This window comes from Dinghuibacter silviterrae, assembly GCF_004366355.1.
GTDB lineage: Bacteria > Bacteroidota > Bacteroidia > Chitinophagales > Chitinophagaceae > Dinghuibacter > Dinghuibacter silviterrae.
Window position 1 is genome coordinate 385,312 of the sequence record NZ_SODV01000002.1, and the last position, 22,854, is coordinate 408,165.

Genomic DNA, 22,854 nt, shown 5'->3' on the forward strand with positions numbered 1-22,854 from the left:
ATTAGTCCATTAAAGTAGTAGGGTATTTGGAAAAAAAGCCGTAATCTTGTCCCTGGTATGAAAGAACATCATTACAGGAGTGTTGTAAAAGGAGCCACCTGGAGAATTTGCGCTTCGATGGACACGATTATTTTGTCCTATATCTTCACCGGGCAGATCACGTCCGCCCTGAAGATCGGTGCAGTGGAGGTGGTGACGAAAATCCTCTTGTACTACCTCCACGAGCGACTTTGGATGCGCGTGGACTGGCTGAAAACCCGCTCGGCCGACGGGACGATGGTCGACAACCACTACCGCAGCCTGATCAAGGGCGCCAGCTACCGCTTTTTCGGTACCCTGGACACCATTGTCATCGCCTTATTCATCACCGGGAACTATACCAAGGCCTTTAGTATAGGCGTCACCGAAGTCTTTACCAAGATCGGGTTCTTTTATATTCACGAGCGCATCTGGCAAAGGATTCCCTTCGGGATCATTAAAGAAGAAACCCCGGCTGCAGCGCCGGCGGCGGAGGCCGTCCGCGCCTGAGTTTTTGAGCCCCACGCTTTTATTGGATCTCCAGCCCCTCCCTGTCCGGTAACGGCGGAAACGGTGTATGCGGTTCATCCTGGTACCAGTACACCACCGACGCGATCCCGTCCTGCAGGGGTTTATAGCGTCCCTCGCTTTTCCAGCCCAGGTCCTGTATCGTCACCCGAAGGTTCTTGTCGAAGCGGACCGGGTCCCGGATATGCCAGCGGTAGAGCCCGAAGCGCTGCATGATGTTGTAGTGGCCGTCGCCCTTGATGACCTGGGGGAGGCCCGTATAGGGACCGCTGAATTCCGTGTAGGCGGAGCCGTCCGTGCCGGGCGCTTTTGTGTCGAAATCATAAGACCCGCAGAAGTAGTCCTCGGTCCCCGTCCCGCAAATGGTGGGAAACTGGGTGTCCCCGTCCATGAAAAATTTGATTTCTCCTTCTCCCCACCAGCCGTTATTACGAGACTCGTAGGCTATATAGGTGCCGACATACTGACCCTTTCCCCGGATGCTGTCGACCAGCACATAGTCGTGTTTGTAGGGAACGGCCTCCACCTGCCGGTATTGGGCATGGAAATAGGCCGCGTCGTTGGGTATTTCGGTGAGCAGGTAGTCCACCTGGTAGTACAGCACCATGTCCCGGTTGTCCAGGTTTTCCATGGTGATCCGGCACTTTTTCCGGAAGGGCATGGGCCAATAACAATTAAAAGCGCTCCCCGGGTTGACCACCACGGGCAGCGAAGTAACCGGTGCGTATTGGTTCCAACCCATGCAGAAAAAGTCACCCACGGGCACCTCCACCGAAGGCGTGGTCTCGTCGTCCCAATAAAAACGCAGGATCGAATAGCGCCAGTTACCGGTAGGCGTCATCCAGATGTGTTGGACCGAACCCGGTCCGTCGATGGTGGCCAGCGTAAACGTGGCGCCCGCTTTGATCACGACCGAGGGGCTGACCTTCCAGCCCTGGCCCAGCTCGCGGGCGGGGCCGGAACCGGTTCCCTTTGTGGCTTTGCCACCTTCTCCTTTCTCCCCGGTAAAGTTTTCGGGGCTGATCGAACGGCTTTGGGCGGGCGCCGTCCTGTATAAATTACCAAGGTTCACGTCGACCCCGTTAAAGGTCTGCGCGGAGGCAGTGATAACAGCGAGCAAAAGAACAATCGTTAGGCGGGTTTTCATGTCTTGTGGGGATGTTCGCCTAAGATAGTATCTTCCCACGATGAAACGGACAGGTTTATGGATGGCCGGAGGCTTTTTATGGATGGCATTGCCTCTTTTTGCACAGCGCGCTGCGCAGCAGTCGACTTCACCCTTTACACAGCAGGAATTGAGCGGGCCGTGGGTTTGCCGGAGGGCTTCGGCGGTAGGCGGGGCCGATAGCGCGGGCGCCGCGCTTTCCCGGCCGGGCACCGCCCTCAAAGGCTGGACCCCCGCCGTCGTCCCGGGCACGGTCCTGACCACCCAATTGAATGCCGGCCAGATACCCGATCCGTTTTATGGAATGAATAATGAAAGGATTCCTGACATCTATACGGTTGGGAATGACTACTACACATACTGGTTTGTGCGCGACTTTGCCCACGCCCGCCCCCAGCACGGCGGGCACATCTGGCTTCAGTTCAGGGGCGTGAACTATGGCTTTGATGTTTTTCTGAACGGACATCGCCTGACCGAAAAGACCCATTACGGGATGTTTCTCCGGGCGGCGTTCGATATAACGAAATGGCTCGCCGCGGACGGACACAACCGGTTAGCCGTCATCGTGTATCCCCCCGATCCCCCCGGCAACGCGAACGGGGGACAGGGTGGGGACGGGACCATCGCCCGGAACGTCACCCACCAATACGTGGCAGGCTGGGACTGGATCCAGCCCATCCGTGACCGTAACACGGGGATCTGGGACAAGGTCTTGCTCAAAGAAACAGGACCGGTCAGGATCGACCATCCGCATATCGTCACCCGGGTACCGGGTACGCGCGAGGCCTTAGGTCCGCAGGCACCGGCATACCTGGAGGTGACCGCGGACCTCGTCAATGCCTCCGGTGTGTCGCAAAGCGGCCTCCTTTCCTATACGCTGGAGGGTAAGACGGTATCCACCCTCGTGAGGCTTGGGGCGCACGATACGCAAACCGTGCGCTTGCCGGTGGATACGCTCCGGCACCCGCGGCTGTGGTGGCCCAATGGGTATGGGGCGCAGCCGTTGTATGCGATCCAGCTGCGGTTCCGCGCCGGCGGCGCCGGGGCTACGCCTGCCGGCTCCGTTACGCCCGCCGCGGGCGGCCGCGCAGGCGCGGTCCTGGCGCGGGGCAGCGTCTCCGACGAAGCCCCCCTCACCTTTGGCGTCCGCGAGCTAACCGCTCCCTGGAACGCGCATACGCGCAGCCGGGAGATCCGGGTGAACGGGCGGCGCGTCTTTATAAAGGGGGGCAACTGGATCGTCTCCGACGCCATGCTCCGGTTGTCGAAGGCTCGTTATGACGCAGAGGTCCGGTTTCACCGGGATATGCGGCTGAACCTGATCAGGGTCTGGGGCGGTGCGCTTACGGAACGGCCCGAATTTTATGACGCCTGCGACCGGTACGGTCTGCTGGTCATGCAGGACTTTTGGGGCTCCGGGGACTGTGACGGCCGCTGGCCGGATCCCAAAAAGCTGGAAGACCAGGCGACCCGGAAACGTTATCCCGACGACCATGACCTGTACATCCGCTCGGCGGCGGATCAGATCCGCATGTTGCGCAACCACCCTTCGCTGGCGTTCTGGTGTGGCGGGAACGAGATCACGCCTCCGGACGATATTCTTCATGCCTTACAGGATTCCTTACTTCCGTCGCTGGATGGGACGCGCTGGTTCACCCCTTATTCCAACGACAGCACGATGTCCTATAATACCCTGGGGGGCAACGGGGACGGGCCCTATGGCATACAGCCGCTCGAAACCTTCTGGGAACACCGGACTTTCCCCTTTAATTCGGAGGTGGGTTCGGTCGGTTTGGGGGACATGGAATCCCTGGAACGCTTCCTGCCGGCGGCCAACCGGGTGGTGCCCCTGGCGGGGAGGGAGCAGGATTCGGTGTGGGACTACCACAAATACATTCCGTACGGGCACTATCCGGACGCGTATGGACCGGCTACCGACCTGGCCGGGTTTACGCGGATCGCCCAACTGCTCAACTATGACCAGTACCGGGGGTTGATCGAGGGGTTTGCGGCGCACGCCTGGGATTGGTATACGGGCGTCATCATCTGGAAAACCCAAAACCCCTGGACTGCGATGAGGGGTCAGATGTACGACTACTACCTGGACCCCAATGCCTGTTTGTACGGACTCCATCAGGCGGGCGAAACCGTTCACGCGGCCTTCAATCCGGTGGAAGAAAAGCTGTGTCTGACCAACAGCGGGGACCGGCGGACCGTGCGGCTTTGGGCGAAAGCCTATAGTATGGAAGGGCAGGAAACACCCCTGCTGGAGCAGAAGGTCGACATGGAAGTGGACACGACCCTCGTCGAAGCGGATCTTCGCGAAGCGGTGGACCGCCTGCGGGCGGGGAAGGGGATCTTCCTGTTGGTGGGGGCCGATGGCGTGGGCGGGGCCAAAAACGCCGCAGGCGGCACCAAGGGCGCAGCAGACGCGGAAGCGCCCCTCAGCCGCAACCTCTACTGGCTCCCCGACAGCACCGGTCACTACACCGGGCTGCAACAACTCCAGGCGGCCAAAGTGGATGTCCGGATACGCGTGACAAGCGAGGGCAAAGCGGAGGTTGTTCTTCATAATCCCGGCCGCATCCCGGCGTTTTTTATACGTCTCTCGGTGACGGACAACCGCGGCCATCGGCTGCTGCCGTCGTTTTATTCCGACAACTACATCTCGCTGATGCCGGGGGAAACCGGAAAAGTTAAACTGGAATTTCCGGTGTCAAAAAACGGCCTTCGGAACCTCTGTTTGGACGGCTGGAACGTCAAAAAATGCTATTTCCGGGGTCTTTAAGGACCAAAAATTGATCAAAATTCGAGGTCTTATAGGACCATTTCAATGATGAAAGCGCTTGCGGGAACGTTTGCGCTTTTTTTATTGTTGTCTTGTGTCCCTCCGATTTTATACTGATTTTTTGTTCTTTTTTGTGGATGTTCTCGTCCAAATTTTCCATAAAATATTATTGGCGTGTCTGTTATACATTTTGAAAATCACTCGTCAAGACTTTGTTAAAATAGTATTATAACAACCGGTTAACAATTATTTATTTGGGCGCGTTGAATTGCATTCCTTACTACTTAAAACGATTGTTCCAAATGAAACCAAAACTCGATTGCTTGAGGGGTTGGCTGTTGCTCCTAGCCACCCTCATAAGCATTTCTTCCTATGCACAAACCAGGATTACCGGTAAGGTAATCGCCGCTTCCTCGAAATTAGGTGTCCCCGGCGCTACTGTCCAGGTGGTGGGGGCGAAGGTGGCGGCTGTCACGGACGGGAACGGGGTTTTCTCCCTGACGCTTCCCGCAGGCAGGACGCGGTTGGACATTTCCTCCATCGGCTACCAGGACCAGACGGTGACGCTTTCCGGCACGGAAGTGACGGTTACCCTCGTCGAAAAAAGCAACACCCTGAACGAAGTGGTGGTCACGGGTTATACCACCCAGCGGAAAAAGGATCTGACGGGTGCTGTTGCAGTCGTCGACCTGACCGACGCAAAGAAACAGCCCGTGCCTGATGCCGTAAACATGCTCCAGGGGCAGGCGTCCGGCGTATCGGTCGTGAGCTCCGGTGAACCCGGCCAGTCGCCCGTGATTCACATCCGCGGCTTTAACTCCTTTGGGAACAACAGCCCGTTGTTCGTCATCGACGGAGTGCCGACACAAAGTGTCTCCGACATCAATACCGCGGATATCGCGACGATGCAGGTGTTGAAAGACGCAGGGGCCGCTTCCATTTACGGTTCCAGGGCGTCCAATGGCGTCATCATCATCACGACCCGGAAGGGGAGCGGACGCGTAAAAATCACCTACGATGGTTTTTACGGCACCCAGCAACCGAAGGGCGGGAATGCCTTCCATATCCTGAACCCCACGGATGAGGGCACGCTGTTGTACCAGGCACAAACCAACTACAATACCCTCAACCCAAGCTCGCCTACGACGTTGGGGAATGCGATCTATGGAAGCGGTGCTTCACCGGTCCTTCCGGATTACCTGGTCAACGGTACACTGAACGGGGTGGCGCAATCCGGTGGTTTTGCCTCGGGTTCACCCGCCGTCAATCCTTCGCTGGAATTCGCGGATCCTACGGGGGCTAACTACTACCAGATCGCAAAAGCGAACAAGACCGGGACGGATTGGTACCACGAGCTGTTCAAACCCGCGCAGATCCAGTCGCATAACCTGAGTGTGTCGGGTGCGACCGACCAGGGCAGTTACCTGATGTCGCTGAGCTATTTCGACCAGGAAGGGACGATGATCGAGACCTACCTGAAACGGTATACGATCAGGGCCAATGCCACGTATAACTTCACGTCCCGCATCCGGGTCGGGGAGAACATGGCGTATTCCTCCACCCAAAACCCCCAGTCCCAGAGCGGAACCCTGGTGGAAGGCAGTCCTATCGGTTTCGCCATGCGCGAAAACCCCATCATCCCGGTGTACGACATCGGCGGCAATTTCGCCGGTTCGGCACCAAAGGGGTTGAACAACCCCAGGAACCCGGTAGCGCTCCAATACAACACCCGCAACGACCGCGGACAATATCAAAGAATCTTCGGTAACGTGTGGGGAGAAGCCGACGTCCTCAAGAACCTGACGTTCCGGACCAGTTTCGGGGGTGAATACTACAGCGACTGGAATCACCAGTACCAAACACCGGACTTTTACAACGCCGAACCGCAATACACCATCGCCACCTACCTCGAAAATGGCTACAACGGCGGCGACTGGACCTGGACCAATACGCTCACCTATAACCTGGTCAAAGGAGATCACAGCCTGAAAGTGATCGGGGGGATCGAAGCCTACGATTTCATCAACCACAACTACGGCGGATCGACCCAGGGGTATTTCACCAACGACCCGAATTTCGTCAACCTGACGTCGGGTTATGGTACGTCAACCAATTATTCCAACAGCAACAACTTACCCGGGTATAGTCTGAATTCACTGGGTGGTGGGGAATCCTTGTTCTCCTATATCGGCCGGGTGGACTATGCCTATAAGGACAGGTACCTGATCGGTGGAACGTTCCGCCGGGACGGGTCTTCCAAATTCCCGGACAACCAGTACAGTAATTTCCCCGCGGTGAGTGCAGGTTGGCGTGTGTCCCAGGAAGACTTTCTGAAAAGCGTCCGCTGGCTGACCGAACTGAAGATCAGGGGATCATGGGGGATCATGGGGAACCAGTTTAACGCCCTCGACGCGAATGCGTATACCCTCTATGGGGCCAACAAACAAACGACCTACTATCCCATCGGCGGTGGGGCGCCCCAACTGGGTCTTAGCGTATCCCAGATCGGCAACCCCGCGGCCAAATGGGAATCGGACGTCAACTCGAACATCGGTTTCGACATGACCCTCTTCCAGGGTAAGTTGTCCATCACCGCCGACTATTATGCCAAGACCATCAAGGACCTGTTGTACGCCACCACTCTGATAGGTACCCAAGGCGCCGCCACCGTGCCCGCGTACAACGTCGGCCGGATGACCAACAACGGTATCGACATCATGATCAGCGGTCAGACGAACATCACGCGCGACCTCCAGTTCAACGGGACGCTGACCTTTACGACTTTCCACAACGTCATCAAACAGATCGACGCCAGCGGGGATCCTTATTTCGACCTGGACGGGCGGCGGTTTAACGGTAGCTATATCATCCGCAACGAAGTCGGTCACCCCGTGAGCGCCTTCTATGGGTATAAGATCGCCGGTTTCTGGAACAGCCAGGCCCAGATCACCGCGGCGGACCAGGCGGCGCAAAAAGCGTCCGCAGGGGCTGTTACCCAGTACCAGCCGGATGAAGGTGTCGGCCGGTTCCGTTATGAAGACGGCGCCCACCAGGGGTATATTACCGCCAACTCCAAGGAATTCCTCGGGAACCCGAACCCCAAGTTCAACCTCGGGTCCAACCTTGGGTTGTCTTACAAGAATTTTGACTTCAGCGTTTTCCTGTACTGGGTGTACGGCAACGACATCTGGAACAACGTCAAATGGTGGACGGACTTCTATGCATCCTTCCCCGGCGCGGCCAGCAGCCAGACGGCTTTGTATGATTCCTGGACGTTCAGCAAGCAGAGCGGCAAGGCGCCCATCCAGGATGCCATCAACGGCAGCAACGCCAGCACCAACACGGTCCCCAATTCTTACTTCGTGGAAAAGGGATCTTATCTCCGGGCCAAAAACATGACCCTCGGGTATACCCTCAATCCCACGCGGTTGAGCAGGATCGGGATTACCCGTTGCCGGATCTATGTCCAGGCCATCAATTTGTTTACGGTGACCAAGTATTCCGGGCTCGATCCGGAAATCTCCGTCAACACGGTGGCGGGCACCAACGGGATGGCGCAGAATTCAACGACGGACTTCGGTATAGACGAAGGCGCGTACGCAAATCCCCGGCAGTACCTTCTCGGTCTTCAATTAACCTTCTAAGACAAAACGAAGAAATGATCATGAAAACGAATAAATATAGACTTTGGATGCCGCTTGCCGCCTCGATGGCTTTGCTGGGGTTGGGCTGTGGTAAGAAATTCCTGAACAAAACACCCCAGGGTTCGCTGACCCAGGCGCAAATCGAAAATACAGCAGGGGTGCAAGCCTTGTTAAACGGGGCGTATGCAGCCATGTACCAGGAAGGCGCGGGCAACACAGCGTTGGGCGGCGGCAATGCCTGGGAAGCCTCCCCTTCCAACTGGATCTACGGAAGTGTCGCCGGGGGGGATTCCCACAAGGGTAGCTCCATCAGTGACCAGCCGCCGATCGTGCCGATCGCCAATGCCCAGGAGGTTTCTTCCAATGGGTTTTTTAACGACAAATGGATATCGCTCTACGAAGGGGTGGACCGTTGCAACAACGTCCTGGCCACGCTGAAAATATCCCCATCGATCAGCTCGGCGGACGCCATCGAGTTTGCCGCGGAAGCCCATTTCCTGAGAGGGCACTTCTATTTCGAGCTCCGGCGCTATTTCCACATGGTGCCCTGGATCGACGAAACCACCACGGACTACAACCAGCCCAACGACGCGGATATTTACCCGAAGATCGAAGCAGATTTCACGTCCGCCATGGACAGCCTTCCCGCCACCCAGCCCAATGTCGGGCAGTGCAATAAGTGGGCGGCGATGTGCTACCTCGCGAAGGTCTATATCTATGAACAAAAATGGGCTCAGGCCAAAGCCTTGTACGACCAGATCATCCCTTCCAGCTACGGGGGCACCGGGACCGGCGGAGAAACATCCAACGGGTTGTCCTATGGTCTGACGGACCGTTTCGAAGACAATTTCGATGCGTCGGTAAAGAACAACAAGGAGTCGGTGTTTGACGTACAGATGGTGGCCAACGACGGGACCTTGTCCATCGCCCATGCCAACGGGGGCGATATGCTTAACTTCCCGTACAACAGCCCCTTCCGCTGCTGCGGCTTTTTCCAGCCGTCTGTGGACCTCGCCAATTCCTATCGCACGGACGCCAACGGCCTGCCGTACGTCACCACGTATAACAGTCATGGCATCGCCAACGACGAAGGGCTTACCTCCGCTCAACCCTTTACACCCGACGCCGGGAACATCGATCCCCGTCTCGACTGGACCGTGGCCCGCAGGGGCATCCCCGTCCACGACTGGGGCCTGCACCCCGGTTACAACTGGATCCGGGACCAGGCTTCCGCCGGCCCCTACTCCAACAAGAAGAACCTGTACTGGCAAGCATCGGCCGGGACGTATTCCGACCAAAGCACCTGGGCGCCCGGGTCGGCCATCAACCTGCACGTCATCCGTTTTGCGGATGTATTGCTGATGGCTGCCGAGGCTGAAGCACAACTGGGCAACTATGCACAGGCGGAGACCTATGTGAACGATGTCCGCAACCGCGCGGCCAATCCCGCGAACATCCTCTACCAATACAAGAGTAATTCCAACCCGACGGGCGGGTTTTCCACGACACCCGCCGCGCACTACGTGATCAGCCCGTATCCCTCGGGTTATTTCACGGCATCCACGGCCCTGCCCGCCATCTACTTCGAGCGTAAGCTGGAGCTGGCGTGCGAAGGACACCGCTTCTTCGACCTGGCGCGCTGGGGTATCGCCGCCCAGACGATGAACGCGTACTACTCGTTTGAAGGCAAGATCACGGGCGACCTGTCGACCGGGAACTTTACCGCCAACAAAAACGAGTACTTCCCGATCCCGTCCAACCAGATTTCCCTTTCCAACGGGAAGCTGAAACAAAACACGGGATACAACTAAGGATTTTCTGCTTTCGGAATGTCAAAACGACAAGGGGCGGCCTTCAAAAGCCGCCCCAATTTTTTATATTGTGTCTATGCGTTATCGCCAAAGCTTCGTTGTCGCCGCCATCATTGTTGTGTCTGCCTGTGTCTCGCAGGGAGGGCATCCCAAGACCTATCACAAGAATACACACCACGGAGACACCCCGGATGAAAACATTGCCAAAGGAGAAGTGCTGGCGGCGCAGTATTGTGCGTCCTGTCACCTCTTGCCCGGCCCGGAACTCCTGGACATGAACAGTTGGAAAAACGGCGTCCTGCCGGAGATGGGACCGCGCCTGGGTATTTGGTCCTACCAAAACCAAAACTATCCTTCCAACGCAAGCGATCCCAATGTGGGGCGGGCGTTTTACCCGGCCAGCCCACAGCTGTCTGAAGAGGAATGGGGGTATATCGTGGATTATTACACGGCCGTGTCCCCGGACAGCCTGCCGGGACAAAAACGGGCGTACCCGATCGCGGAGGGGCTGTCGTTGTTCGAGCCGCACCTGCCGGCGGAACGCCTTTATAAACCCGCCACCGTTCTCACCCGAATGGACACCGCACGAGGCGTCTTCTACACCAGCGACGCGATCAACGGGAACACTTATATCGGGAATAGGGCTCTTGCCCTCACGGATTCGGTCCACCTGCGCGGACCCGTTACCGACCTTGCGTTCCAGGGTGACAGCATCCTTGCGTGTGACATTGGTATATTGGCACCCAACAATGCGACAGTGGGCAGGGTGGAGAAGCTGCGCACAAAAGGGAACCGCTTTAGCGCCGCCGATACGGTTTTTGGCGGTCTCCGCCGCCCGGTCCAACTGGCCGTGGGTGACCTGAACGGAGACGGACGACCCGATATTGTCGTTTGCGAGTTCGGGTTTATCAAGGGCGCGTTGAGCTGGTGGGACAACAAGGGGGATGGCCGGTACGAGCGGCACGTGCTCAGGGACGTACCCGGGGCTATCCGGGTATATATACAGGATTACAACCACGACGGCCTGCCCGATATCTGGGCCCAGTTCGCACAGGGAGACGAGGGCATATTCCTGTACACCAACAAGGGCCATGGCGTCTTTGAAGAGCAGGCGCTGTTGCGTTTTCCGCCCTGTTATGGGTCCACGTATTTCGAGCTGGATGACTTTAACGGTGACGGTTACCCGGATATCCTATACACCTGCGGGGACAACGGCGACTTTTCCACCGTGCTCAAACCCTACCACGGGGTGTATATTTTTCTAAACGATGGACACAACCACTTCCACCAGCGCTGGTTCTTTCCCATGAACGGCTGTTACAAGGCCGTGGCCCGGGATTTCGACGGAGACGGCGATCTGGACATCGCGGCCATTGCCTACTTCGCCGACTTCAAGCGCCAGCCCGGGGAGGGGTTCGTCTACCTCAGCAACGAAGGGAACTTTGACTACCATCCTTATACGCTTCCCGAGGGAAAGCTGGGACGCTGGATCACCATGGACGTGGGGGACTTCGACGGGAACGGTACCCCCGATATTTTATTGGGAAATTGTTCGGTGGGGCCTGGATTCCTGTCTTCAGCAACGGATTGGAAAAAAGGGCCGCCTTATATGTTACTTAAAAATCGGAAAAAGCCTCCGGTCTCAGGAAAATGATGTCCGCCTTGGACACGTTGTGCTGGTATTCCGTCGAGGAGACCAGCTTTTTCCACTCCGGGTCGTTGCTGAAGGTGTTCCAGTGCTGGTCCCGGTCGGCCTTGTTTTCAAAGGTGGTCATGTACATCAGGTTGGGCTCATGGGACCCGGAAAGAACGTCCGCATAAAAGACGGCGTTGAAACCAAGACGCTTGAAAAGCGTGACTTCCCCGCCTTCGTTGAACATACGGACCTTGTTTTCGTGGAGGGCCTCCGTGGCGCTTTCATAGCTGCGCAATTCATATACGCGCTCGCTTTTGGGCGCCTTCAGGTCCGGGACCGCGGGAGCGGGCATGTCCGGGAAGGCCCGCAAAAGGATGGATTCCATCCGGAGGTAGGGTGGGTGATCGAAGGGCGCCTGCAGGATGTCCCGGCCGTCCCGCGCAAACGCCTCGTCCTTCGCCAGGGTCTTATCGAGTTTTTGCCATGCGTCCGGCGTTTTGAATGGAATCAGGACGTATAACGTACCGGTGTCGGGGGACACGGGGATGAATACCCCGACGGAGGGAATCCCTGCCCTGTGCAGGGCAGGTACAAACGCATCCGCCATAAATTTTTCCAGCCCGGGAAGTTGCGCCTGGGTGACGCGGTAGACACGGAGCTGGTAATAACCCGGCGGAACAGCGCCTGCCGCTCCCCAACAGGCGAGCAGCAGGCAAGTCCAGAAATACTTCATTTATTGACCGGTGTAGGATATTTTGAAAATGGTACCGTGGGCATCGTCCGTGACGTACAGCGAACCGTCGGGTCCCTGGGCCAGGCCGCAGGGGCGGTGGGCCGCCTTGCCGGGGCTGGTGATGTCGGTGGTGCCGGCGAAGTTGTCGGCAAACACTTCCCATTTACCCGTGGGCTTTCCGTTCTTGAAAGGCACGAAGACGACAAAATATCCTTTTTCCTGGGGCTGACGGTTCCAGGAGCCGTGGAATGCAACGAAGGCCCCATTCTTATACCGCGCCGGGAATTGGTTGCCGGTATAGAAAAGAAGCCCGTTGGGCGCCATGTGCCCGGGGAAGGCGATGATGGGGTCCTGTGCATCTTCACCCGCGGTCTTTTTGCCGTCCCCGCCGTACTCGGGGCAAAGGATCTTTTTGTGCTGGATCTGGTCGTAATAGATGTAGGGCCAGCCGCAATTGGATCCTTTATGGAGTTCGTACATGGTTTCGGCGGGCAGCTCGTTGCCCATTTCCTGGGTATAGAGATCGGGAAAAAGTTCGTGGAGCTGGTCACGTCCGTGCATCATGACAAAAAGCGAGTTCGTGGTATTGTTCCAGTCGAGACCAACGACGTTGCGAAGACCGGTGGCATACCGGACACCCGTACCATAGGTCTGGTCGGTCTGGTCGGCCTTGAACTGCCAGATACCGCCGGCGGAGTCCAGGATGGGACAGGGGCGTTGCCCGGGGGAACCCTTGGCCCGGTCCTCGACCTGGCAGATGTTGGAATAGGCTCCTACATTGGTATACAGGTTGCCCGCATCGTCCAGGATGATGGACTTGGACTCGTGTTCGTGACGGTTGAGGAGCCCGGTCACGATCCGCTCCGGATGATCGGGGTCGATCACCTGTCCTTTGTCGTCGAGTTTATAACGAAAGATCTCTTCGTCCGAAGAAGCATAAAGGTAGCCGTTCTTGATCGCGATCCCGGTGCCCCCGTAATCCCCGAAGCCCGTGATGTCATCGGCCTTTCCGTCTCCGTTGGTGTCCCGCAGGCGGAGAATGCCCTTGCCGTTTTTAACCCTGTTGAGTTTTACGTACACGTCACCTTGTTTGGTAACGACGATGTGGCGGGGTTGCCCCAGACCTTCCGCAAAAACAGCGGCGTGAAAACCGGTCGGCAATTTTAGGACAACGTCCGCAGGAACCGGCTTGGGTTTTGCGGTCTTTTTTGCCGGGGGTGTTCCGTTGCCGGCTTGCAACGAATTGATGCCCAGCAGCGTCAGCGCCAAAAGGGCCATACGAATACAACGATTAGGTACCATATGTTAATTTCATATTTGATGAATGGTAATACACGAGAAGCAAAATAAGTGCTATTTGCAAATGCGCCCGTACTCATTATTTCGATAGTCTGGCATGGCTCCGCGGGGCGCCCACACAATTTAAAACTTTAACGATGGCGGAAAGAAAATTAAATTCAACCAACTACCTCAACCAATCGTTCCTGGAAGAAAAATGTGAGTTGAACGAACTCCTTTACCTGGTCAGCAAACGCTGGTTGTGCGAAACCTTGTTCAGCATTGAAGAAGGGCACGCGCGTTTCACCTCCATCAAGGAGGACCTGCAATTCATCAGTGACCATATTCTCTCCGACCGGCTTCGCCAGTTGGAAAAGTACGGTCTTGTCTCCAGGCTGCAACTGGATACCGTTCCTCCGCGGGTGGAGTATTCCATCACAGAGAAGGGACGCGAGCTTTCGGAACTGCTCGATCAGCTGTGTACCTTTGCCGGGACGCTTCCGCTGATGCACGCCGCCGCCGCGGCCACTGCCGGCGCATAAGCGCGCAGACGTCACAACGGGCTCGTAGATAGAAACCGTCTCCTGGTCTCAATTTCAGCGCCATTTACCCCGAAATACCGGTACTTTGCACCATGAAAGCGCACTGGTACAGGCGGAAATCAATCGTGGTGCTGATGCATGCAGCCGTGTGGCTGCTTTTCTTTCTTTTGCCTGTGCTCTTACGGCCCCCGGCGAACCGGCGGTTTATCGCCCGCGGGCCGCGCCCGGCGGAAGTCGATAGTTTCTTCCGGGCGGGCAGACCCGGACCTCCCCCCGATGGGTTTGCGCACGGGGATTCCGGGCGGCGAGCCGATGGCGGATTCGGGCATGGGCCGGCGGATTCGGCCGGTACCGGCAGGGTTGGGGCGAGCGGCGGATTTGGAGACGGTGGCCCGGGCGGCCCCGGTGACACGCCCGCTCTGCGGTTCGACGGCCGCGGCGTAGTACTACGCAATGGCGCCGTCCGGACCGACGTCTTCGGGTGGTTCAACTTCTTTACCGACCTCTGGCTCGTCCTTGTCTTCTACTTCAATACCCAGGTGCTGATCCCCGCGTTTTTCAAACCCAGGCGCTACCTGTATTTTGCCATCAGCCATGTCCTTCTTTTTGCGGGACTCCTGATATTCAACCGCATCCTTTTCGTCCTTTTTATCGGTCCTGCGATGGGCGGGTGGCCGGGGCCGTTACAATTCACCCTTTTCCCCTATCTGTTGGTCGCCGCCTCTGGGGTCATCTACCGGCTTGTCCGGGGCAAGCTGGAGGAAGAACGGGGCCGGCAGGAGCGGGAAAATGAAAGTTTGAAAACCGAGCTGGCCCTCCTGAGGATGCAGGTCAGCCCTCACTTCATGTTTAACGTCCTGAACAACATGGTTGCTTTGGCCCGGAAGCGTTCCCAGCAACTGGAGCCATCCCTGATCAAGCTTTCCTCGCTGATGCGGTATATGCTCTATGAAGCGGACGGGAAAGTACCGCTGGACAAAGAAATCGAATATCTTGAGAACTATATCGACCTCCAGCGGCAGCGCTTTGCAGGCTCGATGGCGGTGACGGTGGACGCAGGCCCCCGGGATATGGGCCTGGACATCGAACCCATGCTCCTGATCCCTTTTGTCGAAAATGCGTTCAAACACGGCCGGGACGGTTTGGGAGATGGGAGCATCCGGATTGCCTGGAAGGCGGTGAACGGGATTTTGGCGTTTTCGGTTCAAAATACCTTTGGGGAACAGGAGGACAAGACACCGGGCATCGGCCTGACCAACGTCCGGAGAAGGCTGGACTTGTTGTACAAGGACCGCTACACCCTGGACATCCGTAAGGAGGGAGAATGGTTTTTCGTATTCCTTCAAATAAAACTGTAGCGTATGTTGCGTTGTATTGCCGTGGACGATGAACAACTGGCGTTGGACCTGTTGGAGGACAACATCCGGCAGGTGCCGTTTTTAGAGCTGGTGAAAACCTGCCGGAATACCGTGGAGGCCACCAGGGCCCTGGAAGAAGGGAACATCGACCTGGTCTTTATGGACATCCAGATGCCGGGGATGACCGGGTTGCAATGGATCAACGCGCAGGTGCGCAAGCCCATGGTCATCCTCATCACGGCTTACGAAAAGTACGCGCTGCAGGGGTTCGACCTGGAGGTCGTGGACTACCTTTTGAAACCCGTATCCCTCGAACGTTTTATAAAAGCGTGTAACCGCGCCCGGGAGCTCCGTCCGTCCACGGACGAGGGTTTTTTCTTTGTCCACGTGGACTACAGCCTTGTCAAAATCGTTTTTAAGGATATTGCCTGGATCGAGGGCCTCAAAGACTATATCAAGATCTACCTGAAGGGCGTCTCGAAACCGGTTATCACCCGGATGGGTATGAAGACCATCGAAGACATGCTTCCCACGGGGCGGTTTATCCGGGTCCACAAGTCCTACATCGTATCTGTGGAGAGTATCCACTCCATCCGGAAGAACAGCATTTTCCTGGGGGAAACGGAGATTCCTGTCAGCGATCACTACCGGGCGGCGTTGCAGGCACTGACTCGCCGGCCGGGGTAAAGGATAAATTTCTACATTTGTCCGTATGCATAGTATTAAATGCCTGATCCTGGCCAAGGAGCCCCAGGAGTGGACAGCCCTGGAACAGCATATGAAGGACATTCCCGGCGCCATCCTGGAGAAGCGTGCCTCACAGCTGGAGGACGTGCTGGAAGGATCCCTGGCCGATACGGACCTGATCTTTTGCGACTACGGCTTTGTCGAACCGCTGACTACGTATAGCTATATCTACAACGTCAAGGTCCCCCCCGTCGTCTGTCTTTTGTCGGAAAACGACCGTTTGGAAGAACTGGGCGCGAATCGCGTATTTGGATTCCTGACAAAAACCTCCACCCAGGAGCAGATCATCGAGACCATCCGTCAGGCTGTCCGGAACAAATACAGCCCCAAGGAAGGCGGGTATAACCGCTGGAAACGGGACGGCTTTATCTTTATCAATTCCGAATACAAGATCATCCGCATCAAGTTCGAGGACATCCAGTTCTGCGAAGGGATGAAGGACTATACCCAGATCTACCTGGCCGCCAAGGCCCAGCCCGTGATCACGCTTCAGAACCTGAAAACCTTCTCCTCAAAGCTCCCGGACGACGTGTTTGTCCGGGTACACCGGTCGTTCGTGGTATCGCTGCATCATATCGACAGCATATCGCGCAATGAGATTACCGTAGGGAAAAAGATCATTCCCATCGGGAACAGCTATCGGAACGATTTCTTCCACATCGTGGAAAGCAATTCGTAGGGCGCCCGCGCCGCCCGGCGCGAAGGGTGGGCGCACAAAAAAGCCCATCCGCGAACGGATGGGCTGGATATAGAGTAAAGACTATGTTCAATTGAGTGTCACGCCAAGTCCTTGCATTTCCTGGTAGGATACACCCGGCGGGAAAAGTCCTTTTTTCATTTTACTGATCATGAGCGTACCCACCTTGAGGGCATCCTCCCTGCTAAGGAAGGGCCTGGTGCCGGGTACGCCCGGGATGCGGTCCTGGTGGATGAGGAGCTTGCCGTCCTGGGTGATGTTGTATCCCCAGCCGTTACCGGCGGTCACTTCGAAGGGCCGGCATTCCAGCCATACCTCACCTTCATGGCCTTTGTGCCGGGTCCACGGCATGGTGCCGGTATAATACCAGATCACCAGTGCGGCGCCGACCAGGGGCAAGGCCCAGGAAAGCCAGGATTTCTTATTGAGCGTAATAGTCATCGGGGTTATAAGGCGTGTTGGGCAGGAATGCAGTCCAGTCGCTGTAATAGGTACCGCCGGGGCCGGAGCTGAGGCTGGTGCCACCCAGGCCGACAAAACCCTGGCCGTCGATCGTGAGGGCAACGGCGCCTACGCGTCCACCACCGGGAGGGAAGTTGTTCTTTTGTGTCCACAGGTCGGTGGCAAAATCATACTCCCAGCAGTCCACCAGGCTACCGCCGTTGGAACCAAAGGTGATGTAGGCCTTGGGTACGCCGGCATTGTTTTGCTGCCAGGCGACGGCATCGGTGCGTACGATGCGGTAACCGGCGTCATAGCTTTGGTCGGTTACACCGGAGATCCTGCGCAACTGGTACCATTGGTTGGAACCGGACTGGCTGGGGTCGTACCTCCAGAAGTCGGTCAGGTTGGTGTTGTTGTCACCCGTGCCGGTAATGACATAGGCCTTGCTGCTGTATACCCAGGAAACGGAACCTACGCGTTTGGGGCCGGGGTAAGAGTTGTCCGCAGTCCAGGTGTTCGTGGATTCGGTCCACTTGTAGAAGGTATTGTAGTTGAACTGACCGTCGGTTCCGCCGACGACACCACCGATGTTATAAGTACCACCGATACCGAAGGCCGTAGCAAAACGGAGACCGGGCGAGCCTTGGGTGAGCGGCAGGTTGCCGATCTGGGTCCAAGAATTGGTCGTCGGGCTATATTTGTAAAAATCCTGCAGATAATACTGAGTCGCGCCGCTTACGGTGACACCGGAACCGTTAAAACCGGCGCCTACATAACCATAATCGGAGGTGGCGAAGGCAACACCCGTGGCCCGGCGGGGGCCGGGGAAGCTGTCGCGCTGTACCCAGGCGTTGTTGGTCGTATCATAGGCCCAGAGGTCGTTATAGTAGTAGGTACCATCGAAGCCGGTGGAAACATAACCGGTATCTCCGATGACAAAACCGACAGCACCGATACGGTTCTGCCCGTGGAAGACAGCTTTCGTAACCCAGTCACCGTTGTTGTTGTTGCTCGAATTGCCACAGGAAAACAACACCACGGACATCGACACAATAAACAGTAGTCTTTGCACTTTCATTAGTTGCACTTTTTGAATTTGGGGGCTAAACTATTTTTAATTACGGCGCTAAAATAGTTAAAATGGAATTACAGCTAACTTTTATAGACCAACTAATTATTTCTATATACGATTTTGACACAATTGGCCGTTTTGCGGGAAAAGGCTTGTTTTGAAACCGTGATTGCGCAAAAGGGATGTATATGATCATAGCAGGTTAATAGGTAAAATCTTCGATTTGGTATATAAGAATCGACTTTTGATCCATACTAACAAAATACTAACAGGGAAGACGATAATATTGCAGTCGAAATTTTTTGCATTCATGATAGGAGGGGTTATGAGATTTAGGCTGCTCTGGCTGGGGATGCTTGGGCTTTTGGGCGTCTACGGCTTAAGCGGCTGTGTCAAAGCCAACATTATTTTCGGTCAGAATCAGATCGACGACGGGCTGACGAAGATCGTAAAAATAGATACGCTCACACCGGTCCTGTCCACCCTCTTTGTGGACAGCGTTCCCACATCCGGCAAAGGGGTAGCCATGGTCGGCGGTTACGACGACCCCTATTTCGGGTCGGTCAAAACCCGCACCTACTTTGAGTTTGCGCCTCCCCCCGTGACCAACCTGGGGATAGGGTACTACTACGATTCGTTGGTCTTATATGTCGTGCCCAATAAATATTATTACGGGGATACGACCCAGCCGATGGACTTTTATGCCGAGCAGATCGCGTCGCAGATGTTGTTCCCGCCCACGAACTACAGCTTTTACAACAACGACAGCTTTGCCGTCCGCAGCCCCGTCCTGGGGCACGTCCGGAGCGTCCTGAGGCCGAGCGTCGTGGACACGGTCTATATCCGCCTCAACGACAGCCTTGGCCAGACGTTTTTCAACCTCATGAAGAACAACTCTCCGACCATTACGAACGCCGACGAGTTCCTGGTGTATTTCCCGGGGATCCGTATCAGCTCCGGTTATGGGGCAAATCCGCAGTTGGTTTATGGGTACAAGGACAGTGTCTTTATGAAACTCTGGTATCATACGTCGGACCTGAACCGTTCCATCAACGCGATGACGTTCAAGTTCACCCAGTCCAGCTACCAGTTTATGGAGGTCCAGAACACGCCCATCGCTCCCCTGACAAAGTTCCAAAGAGGCTATAGCTCGGTCGTCCGCCAGATCTATTCCACCGATCCCGATTTCAACCACCTTGTCTATGTCGACCCCCTGCTGGGGTATTCGGCCAAGGTCGAGTTCCCGTATCTCCGGAATATGTTGCTGCAGGACACGACCATGCGCATCATCACAAAGGCGGAGTTGATCCTGAGGCCGCTGGTACCAAGTTATTCCACCCAGTACCTGCTCCCGCCCAGCCTGGTTGCAGAATCCACGGACTACAGCAACGAACCCAGCAGCACCGTGTCAACGGGTGTCCTCACCCTGGATTATGGGACATCGAACACGCAGTATACGTTCGACATCACGTCCTATTTGCAGGAGCAACTGAATGACCCGACATCCACGGCCTACAAGCGAGGCCTGATCATCGCGCCGAGCTCGACCTACTTCTATAGCTCGCTCAACCGGTTCGTATTCGGGGACAAGGACTACCAATCCCAGTATACGTCGCCCACCTACTATCAAAGCGAAGTGATCCTATATTACGTGTCCACAAAGAATACTTTATAGACTGCCTGTAATGCGTATAAAAAATTGTCTGATATTGGTTGCCCTGGCATGTTTTGGTGGAGTACAAGCCCAAAATACCTCCTCCCCATATTCCATTTACGGGATCGGGGAGATCCAGACCAGCGGGTACAACCGTACCACGGGGATGGGCAGTACCGGGATCGCCTACCGGAGCGACAACAACATCATCCAGAATAACCCTGCCGCCTATACGGCCCTTATCACGCAGATGTTCCACATCGAAGGCGGGGGCAGGGGGGATTATTCGTCCTATAGCAGTGCCCAGTTTGCCAACGCCGCCAGCGGGTACACGCACCAGGTCTCCAACGACTTCACAGTGACCCGTATCGCCTTTGCCACGAAAATCAACAAGTGGTGGGGCGCCAGCATGGGGCTGATGCCGTATAGTAAAATGGACTATGACTTTACCGGCACGGAATCCCTGGGTCCCCAGGGGGAGGTCGCCAACGTTACTTTTACGGGGTCGGGCGGCATCCACAAGGCCTACTTCGGAAATGGCTTCTCCCTGGGTAAACACTTCAGCGTGGGGGTCAATACCTCTTTCCTCTTCGGTGCCATGCAGTCCAACAAAACCGAGGTGGCATCGACAGCCAACGCCAACCTGGTAGAGACCCGCAACCTGTACATGCGGAACGTTGTTTTCGACTTCGGCGCCCAATATTATACGCATTTTGGCAGGGAAAAGAAGTGGGGGCTGACCCTTGGGGCTACCTGGACGCCCCAACAGCCGTTGTACGCGGAAGACAGCTTGAGCGTCACCCAGAACGGGGCCGTGCTGCCCAACGGGAACGCGCTGCTGGACCGGAACGTCTTCCAACTGCCGCAAGGATATGGGGGTGGTTTTGCCCTATCGAAGGAAACCGCGATGAAGCGGATCACGTTCTTAGGGGACTTCAGCCGCCAACTGTGGACCCCCCTGGGCTACTCGGGGACCGGGTATGCGCTGGGGAACAGCGACCGTTATTCCGCCGGTATGGAAATCTCGAAAAAGACCAACATCCTCAATACCCCCGTCGAACACGTCTACTACCAGCTGGGGGGCTATTACCAAAAGACCTACGTCAGCGTCGACGGGTATCCCGTTCTCGAATGGGGTGCTTCGGTCGGTTTGGGGATCAACCCCCTCCGTTACCCGCAATGGGGCTACCACCTTGCGTTGGAATACGGGACGACGAGCAACTACGAGCAGGGGGCCCTCAAAGAGAACTTTGTTCGCCTGACGGTGACGATCCACTACTGGGACCGCTGGTTTACCCGGGGCCGCAGAGTGCTCTAGTACCGCTGGTGTAGTTATTTTTTACCACAACCCAAATTTGGGCTACTTTCGGCATACACCTCTTCGTGCTATGCCAAAGAACCTTTGTATTTGCCTGCTCGCGTTGGCTCTCCTAAGCCGCTGCGCGTATGCCCAGACGGATACGGTCGTGATGGATATGGCCTCGTGTCTGCGCTATGCCGTTCATCACCAGCCTGGGTTGAGGGCTTCCTTAGTCAATCAGCGGATCGTCGACTACCAGGTTAAGGGGGCCTTGTCCGACTGGCTGCCCCAGGTCAACGGGAACGGCGACTTCCAGCACAACATCCAGCTCCCGGTTTCCTTTCTGCCGGCATCCCTCATCACCCCGGGCGCCACGGGTTATGTGCCGGTGGCCAGCGGGGTAAAGAATACCTCCCAGATCGGAATTTCCGCGACCCAGAACCTGTATAACCGGGACGTGATGCTGGCGGCGCGGACGTCGAAGTTTTACCGCCGCTACGCGGGGGAATCCGTGGACAGCGCCCGGATCGACCTGGTGGTGGATGTCAGCAAGGCGTACTACAGCGTATATACCAGCGAGCTCCAACTGGGGATCCTTTTAGAGGACGTGCGGCGGCTGGAGCAAAGCGTAAAGGATACCTACAACCAATACCAGTCGGGTATCGTCGACAAGACCGACTACAAACAGGCCGTCATCCAGTTCAATACCGCACAGGTGCAATACCGGCAGGCGGCGCTGGCCATCCCCGCGAAATACGCTTACCTCAAGCAACTCCTGGGTTTTCCGGTGGACTCCGTCCTGAAGCTCCAGTCGGATTCGGCAGCCATGGTGGCCGAGGCCATGCTGGACACGACCCAGCAACTGGACTACAACCGCCGGGTGGAAGTACAAAGCCTCCAGACGCTAAAAACGCTGGCCACCGCCCAGTATGACTATCAGCGGTACGGCTGGCTGCCCAGCCTTTCTTTTTTCTACGACTATAACCTGTTTTACGGGAACAACACGTTTAGCAAGGTATACAACGCCAACTACCCCAATTCTTACCTGGGGGTTACGCTGGGTATCCCGATCTTCCAGGGGTTCAAGCGCGTCTATGCGATGCGCGCGGCGAAGCTGAGTGCAGACCTGGTGGACCTCCGGCTGGAGGATACCAAACGGGTGATCAATACCCAGTATACGACCGCCATGGCGGCGTATCGCGGGGACCTGGACAACTGGCGGGTGTCCCAGGACAACATCACTTTGTCCAAAGAAGTCTATGCGACGGTCACCCTTCAGTACAAGGAAGGGATCAAAACCTACCTCGACGTGATCACCGCGGAAACGTCGCTCCGGACAGCGGAGATCACCGGCCTGGATGCCCTTTTCTCTTTGCTCAGTGACAAGATGGACGTGCTCAAGGCCCTGGGTACGGTCAATATAAACATCAATTAATGTA

General features: G+C 56.3%; 17 protein-coding genes. 12 read left to right on the forward strand and 5 right to left on the reverse strand.

Annotation, left to right across the window (positions count from 1 at the left end):
• Window positions 1-57 precede the first annotated feature (57 nt).
• Window positions 58-528 (forward strand): DUF2061 domain-containing protein, encoded by a 471-nt coding sequence (locus EDB95_RS18775; protein WP_133995823.1) that lies wholly within the window; start codon window positions 58-60, stop codon window positions 526-528.
• Window positions 529-547: 19 nt separating this feature from the next.
• Here the strand turns inward: EDB95_RS18775 and EDB95_RS18780 are convergent, their stop codons facing one another.
• Window positions 548-1,693 (reverse strand): glycoside hydrolase family 172 protein, encoded by a 1,146-nt coding sequence (locus EDB95_RS18780; RefSeq protein ID WP_133995825.1) that lies wholly within the window; start codon window positions 1,691-1,693, stop codon window positions 548-550.
• 40 nt (window positions 1,694-1,733) lie between these two features.
• On the opposite strand from EDB95_RS18780, the gene EDB95_RS18785 reads away from it, so the two are divergent.
• The 4 genes from EDB95_RS18785 to EDB95_RS18800 all read left to right on the forward strand — a co-directional run bounded on the left by EDB95_RS18785 (window position 1,734) and on the right by EDB95_RS18800 (window position 11,608).
• On the forward strand, window positions 1,734-4,499 hold the full coding sequence (locus EDB95_RS18785) for a glycoside hydrolase family 2 protein (protein WP_246073742.1): 2,766 nt from the start codon (window positions 1,734-1,736) through the stop codon (window positions 4,497-4,499).
• 302 nt (window positions 4,500-4,801) lie between these two features.
• Window positions 4,802-8,143, forward strand: coding sequence for a SusC/RagA family TonB-linked outer membrane protein (locus EDB95_RS18790; protein ID WP_133995827.1), 3,342 nt, complete (start codon window positions 4,802-4,804; stop codon window positions 8,141-8,143).
• 20 nt (window positions 8,144-8,163) lie between these two features.
• Window positions 8,164-9,954 (forward strand): RagB/SusD family nutrient uptake outer membrane protein, encoded by a 1,791-nt coding sequence (locus tag EDB95_RS18795; protein ID WP_133995829.1) that lies wholly within the window; start codon window positions 8,164-8,166, stop codon window positions 9,952-9,954.
• Window positions 9,955-10,030: 76 nt separating this feature from the next.
• Window positions 10,031-11,608, forward strand: coding sequence for an FG-GAP repeat domain-containing protein (locus tag EDB95_RS18800; RefSeq protein WP_133995831.1), 1,578 nt, complete (start codon window positions 10,031-10,033; stop codon window positions 11,606-11,608).
• On the opposite strand, the gene EDB95_RS18805 is transcribed toward EDB95_RS18800, so the two are convergent.
• Entirely contained in the window at window positions 11,571-12,323 is a 753-nt protein-coding gene (locus EDB95_RS18805; RefSeq protein WP_133995833.1) for an NIPSNAP family protein, read from the reverse strand. The genes EDB95_RS18800 and EDB95_RS18805 overlap by 38 nt on opposite strands.
• A complete protein-coding gene (locus EDB95_RS18810) occupies window positions 12,324-13,601 on the reverse strand; it encodes a PQQ-dependent sugar dehydrogenase (RefSeq protein ID WP_133995835.1) in 1,278 nt (425 codons plus the stop codon).
• A 158-nt stretch (window positions 13,602-13,759) separates the two neighbouring features.
• Between EDB95_RS18810 and EDB95_RS18815 the strand changes: the two genes are divergently transcribed.
• From EDB95_RS18815 to EDB95_RS18830, 4 genes are all read left to right on the forward strand, one after another.
• Window positions 13,760-14,143: a winged helix-turn-helix transcriptional regulator gene (locus EDB95_RS18815; protein WP_133995837.1), complete on the forward strand. Its 384-nt coding sequence runs from the start codon at window positions 13,760-13,762 to the stop codon at window positions 14,141-14,143.
• 92 nt (window positions 14,144-14,235) lie between these two features.
• Window positions 14,236-15,501 (forward strand): sensor histidine kinase, encoded by a 1,266-nt coding sequence (locus EDB95_RS18820; RefSeq protein ID WP_133995839.1) that lies wholly within the window; start codon window positions 14,236-14,238, stop codon window positions 15,499-15,501.
• Between the two features lie 3 nt (window positions 15,502-15,504).
• The gene (locus EDB95_RS18825) at window positions 15,505-16,188 is read left to right on the forward strand and encodes a LytR/AlgR family response regulator transcription factor (protein ID WP_133995841.1); all 684 of its coding nucleotides are present in this window, start codon (window positions 15,505-15,507) and stop codon (window positions 16,186-16,188) included.
• A gap of 25 nt (window positions 16,189-16,213) precedes the next feature.
• Window positions 16,214-16,927 (forward strand): LytR/AlgR family response regulator transcription factor, encoded by a 714-nt coding sequence (locus EDB95_RS18830; protein ID WP_133995843.1) that lies wholly within the window; start codon window positions 16,214-16,216, stop codon window positions 16,925-16,927.
• An 87-nt stretch (window positions 16,928-17,014) separates the two neighbouring features.
• Here the strand turns inward: EDB95_RS18830 and EDB95_RS18835 are convergent, their stop codons facing one another.
• Both EDB95_RS18835 and EDB95_RS18840 read right to left on the reverse strand, forming a co-directional pair.
• The gene (locus tag EDB95_RS18835; RefSeq protein ID WP_133995845.1) at window positions 17,015-17,386 is read right to left on the reverse strand and encodes a DUF4907 domain-containing protein; all 372 of its coding nucleotides are present in this window, start codon (window positions 17,384-17,386) and stop codon (window positions 17,015-17,017) included.
• The gene (locus tag EDB95_RS18840; RefSeq protein WP_133995847.1) at window positions 17,367-18,467 is read right to left on the reverse strand and encodes a Kelch repeat-containing protein; all 1,101 of its coding nucleotides are present in this window, start codon (window positions 18,465-18,467) and stop codon (window positions 17,367-17,369) included. Before EDB95_RS18840 ends, EDB95_RS18835 begins: the two co-directional genes overlap by 20 nt.
• Window positions 18,468-18,786: 319 nt before the next feature.
• Here EDB95_RS18840 and EDB95_RS18845 point away from each other — a divergent pair, with 319 nt between their 5' ends.
• From EDB95_RS18845 to EDB95_RS18855, 3 genes are all read left to right on the forward strand, one after another.
• Entirely contained in the window at window positions 18,787-20,136 is a 1,350-nt protein-coding gene (locus tag EDB95_RS18845; RefSeq protein ID WP_162852685.1) for a DUF4270 family protein, read from the forward strand.
• Between the two features lie 34 nt (window positions 20,137-20,170).
• Window positions 20,171-21,433 (forward strand): PorV/PorQ family protein, encoded by a 1,263-nt coding sequence (locus EDB95_RS18850; RefSeq protein WP_133995851.1) that lies wholly within the window; start codon window positions 20,171-20,173, stop codon window positions 21,431-21,433.
• Between the two features lie 70 nt (window positions 21,434-21,503).
• On the forward strand, window positions 21,504-22,850 hold the full coding sequence (locus tag EDB95_RS18855) for a TolC family protein (protein ID WP_133995853.1): 1,347 nt from the start codon (window positions 21,504-21,506) through the stop codon (window positions 22,848-22,850).
• Window positions 22,851-22,854 lie beyond the last annotated feature (4 nt).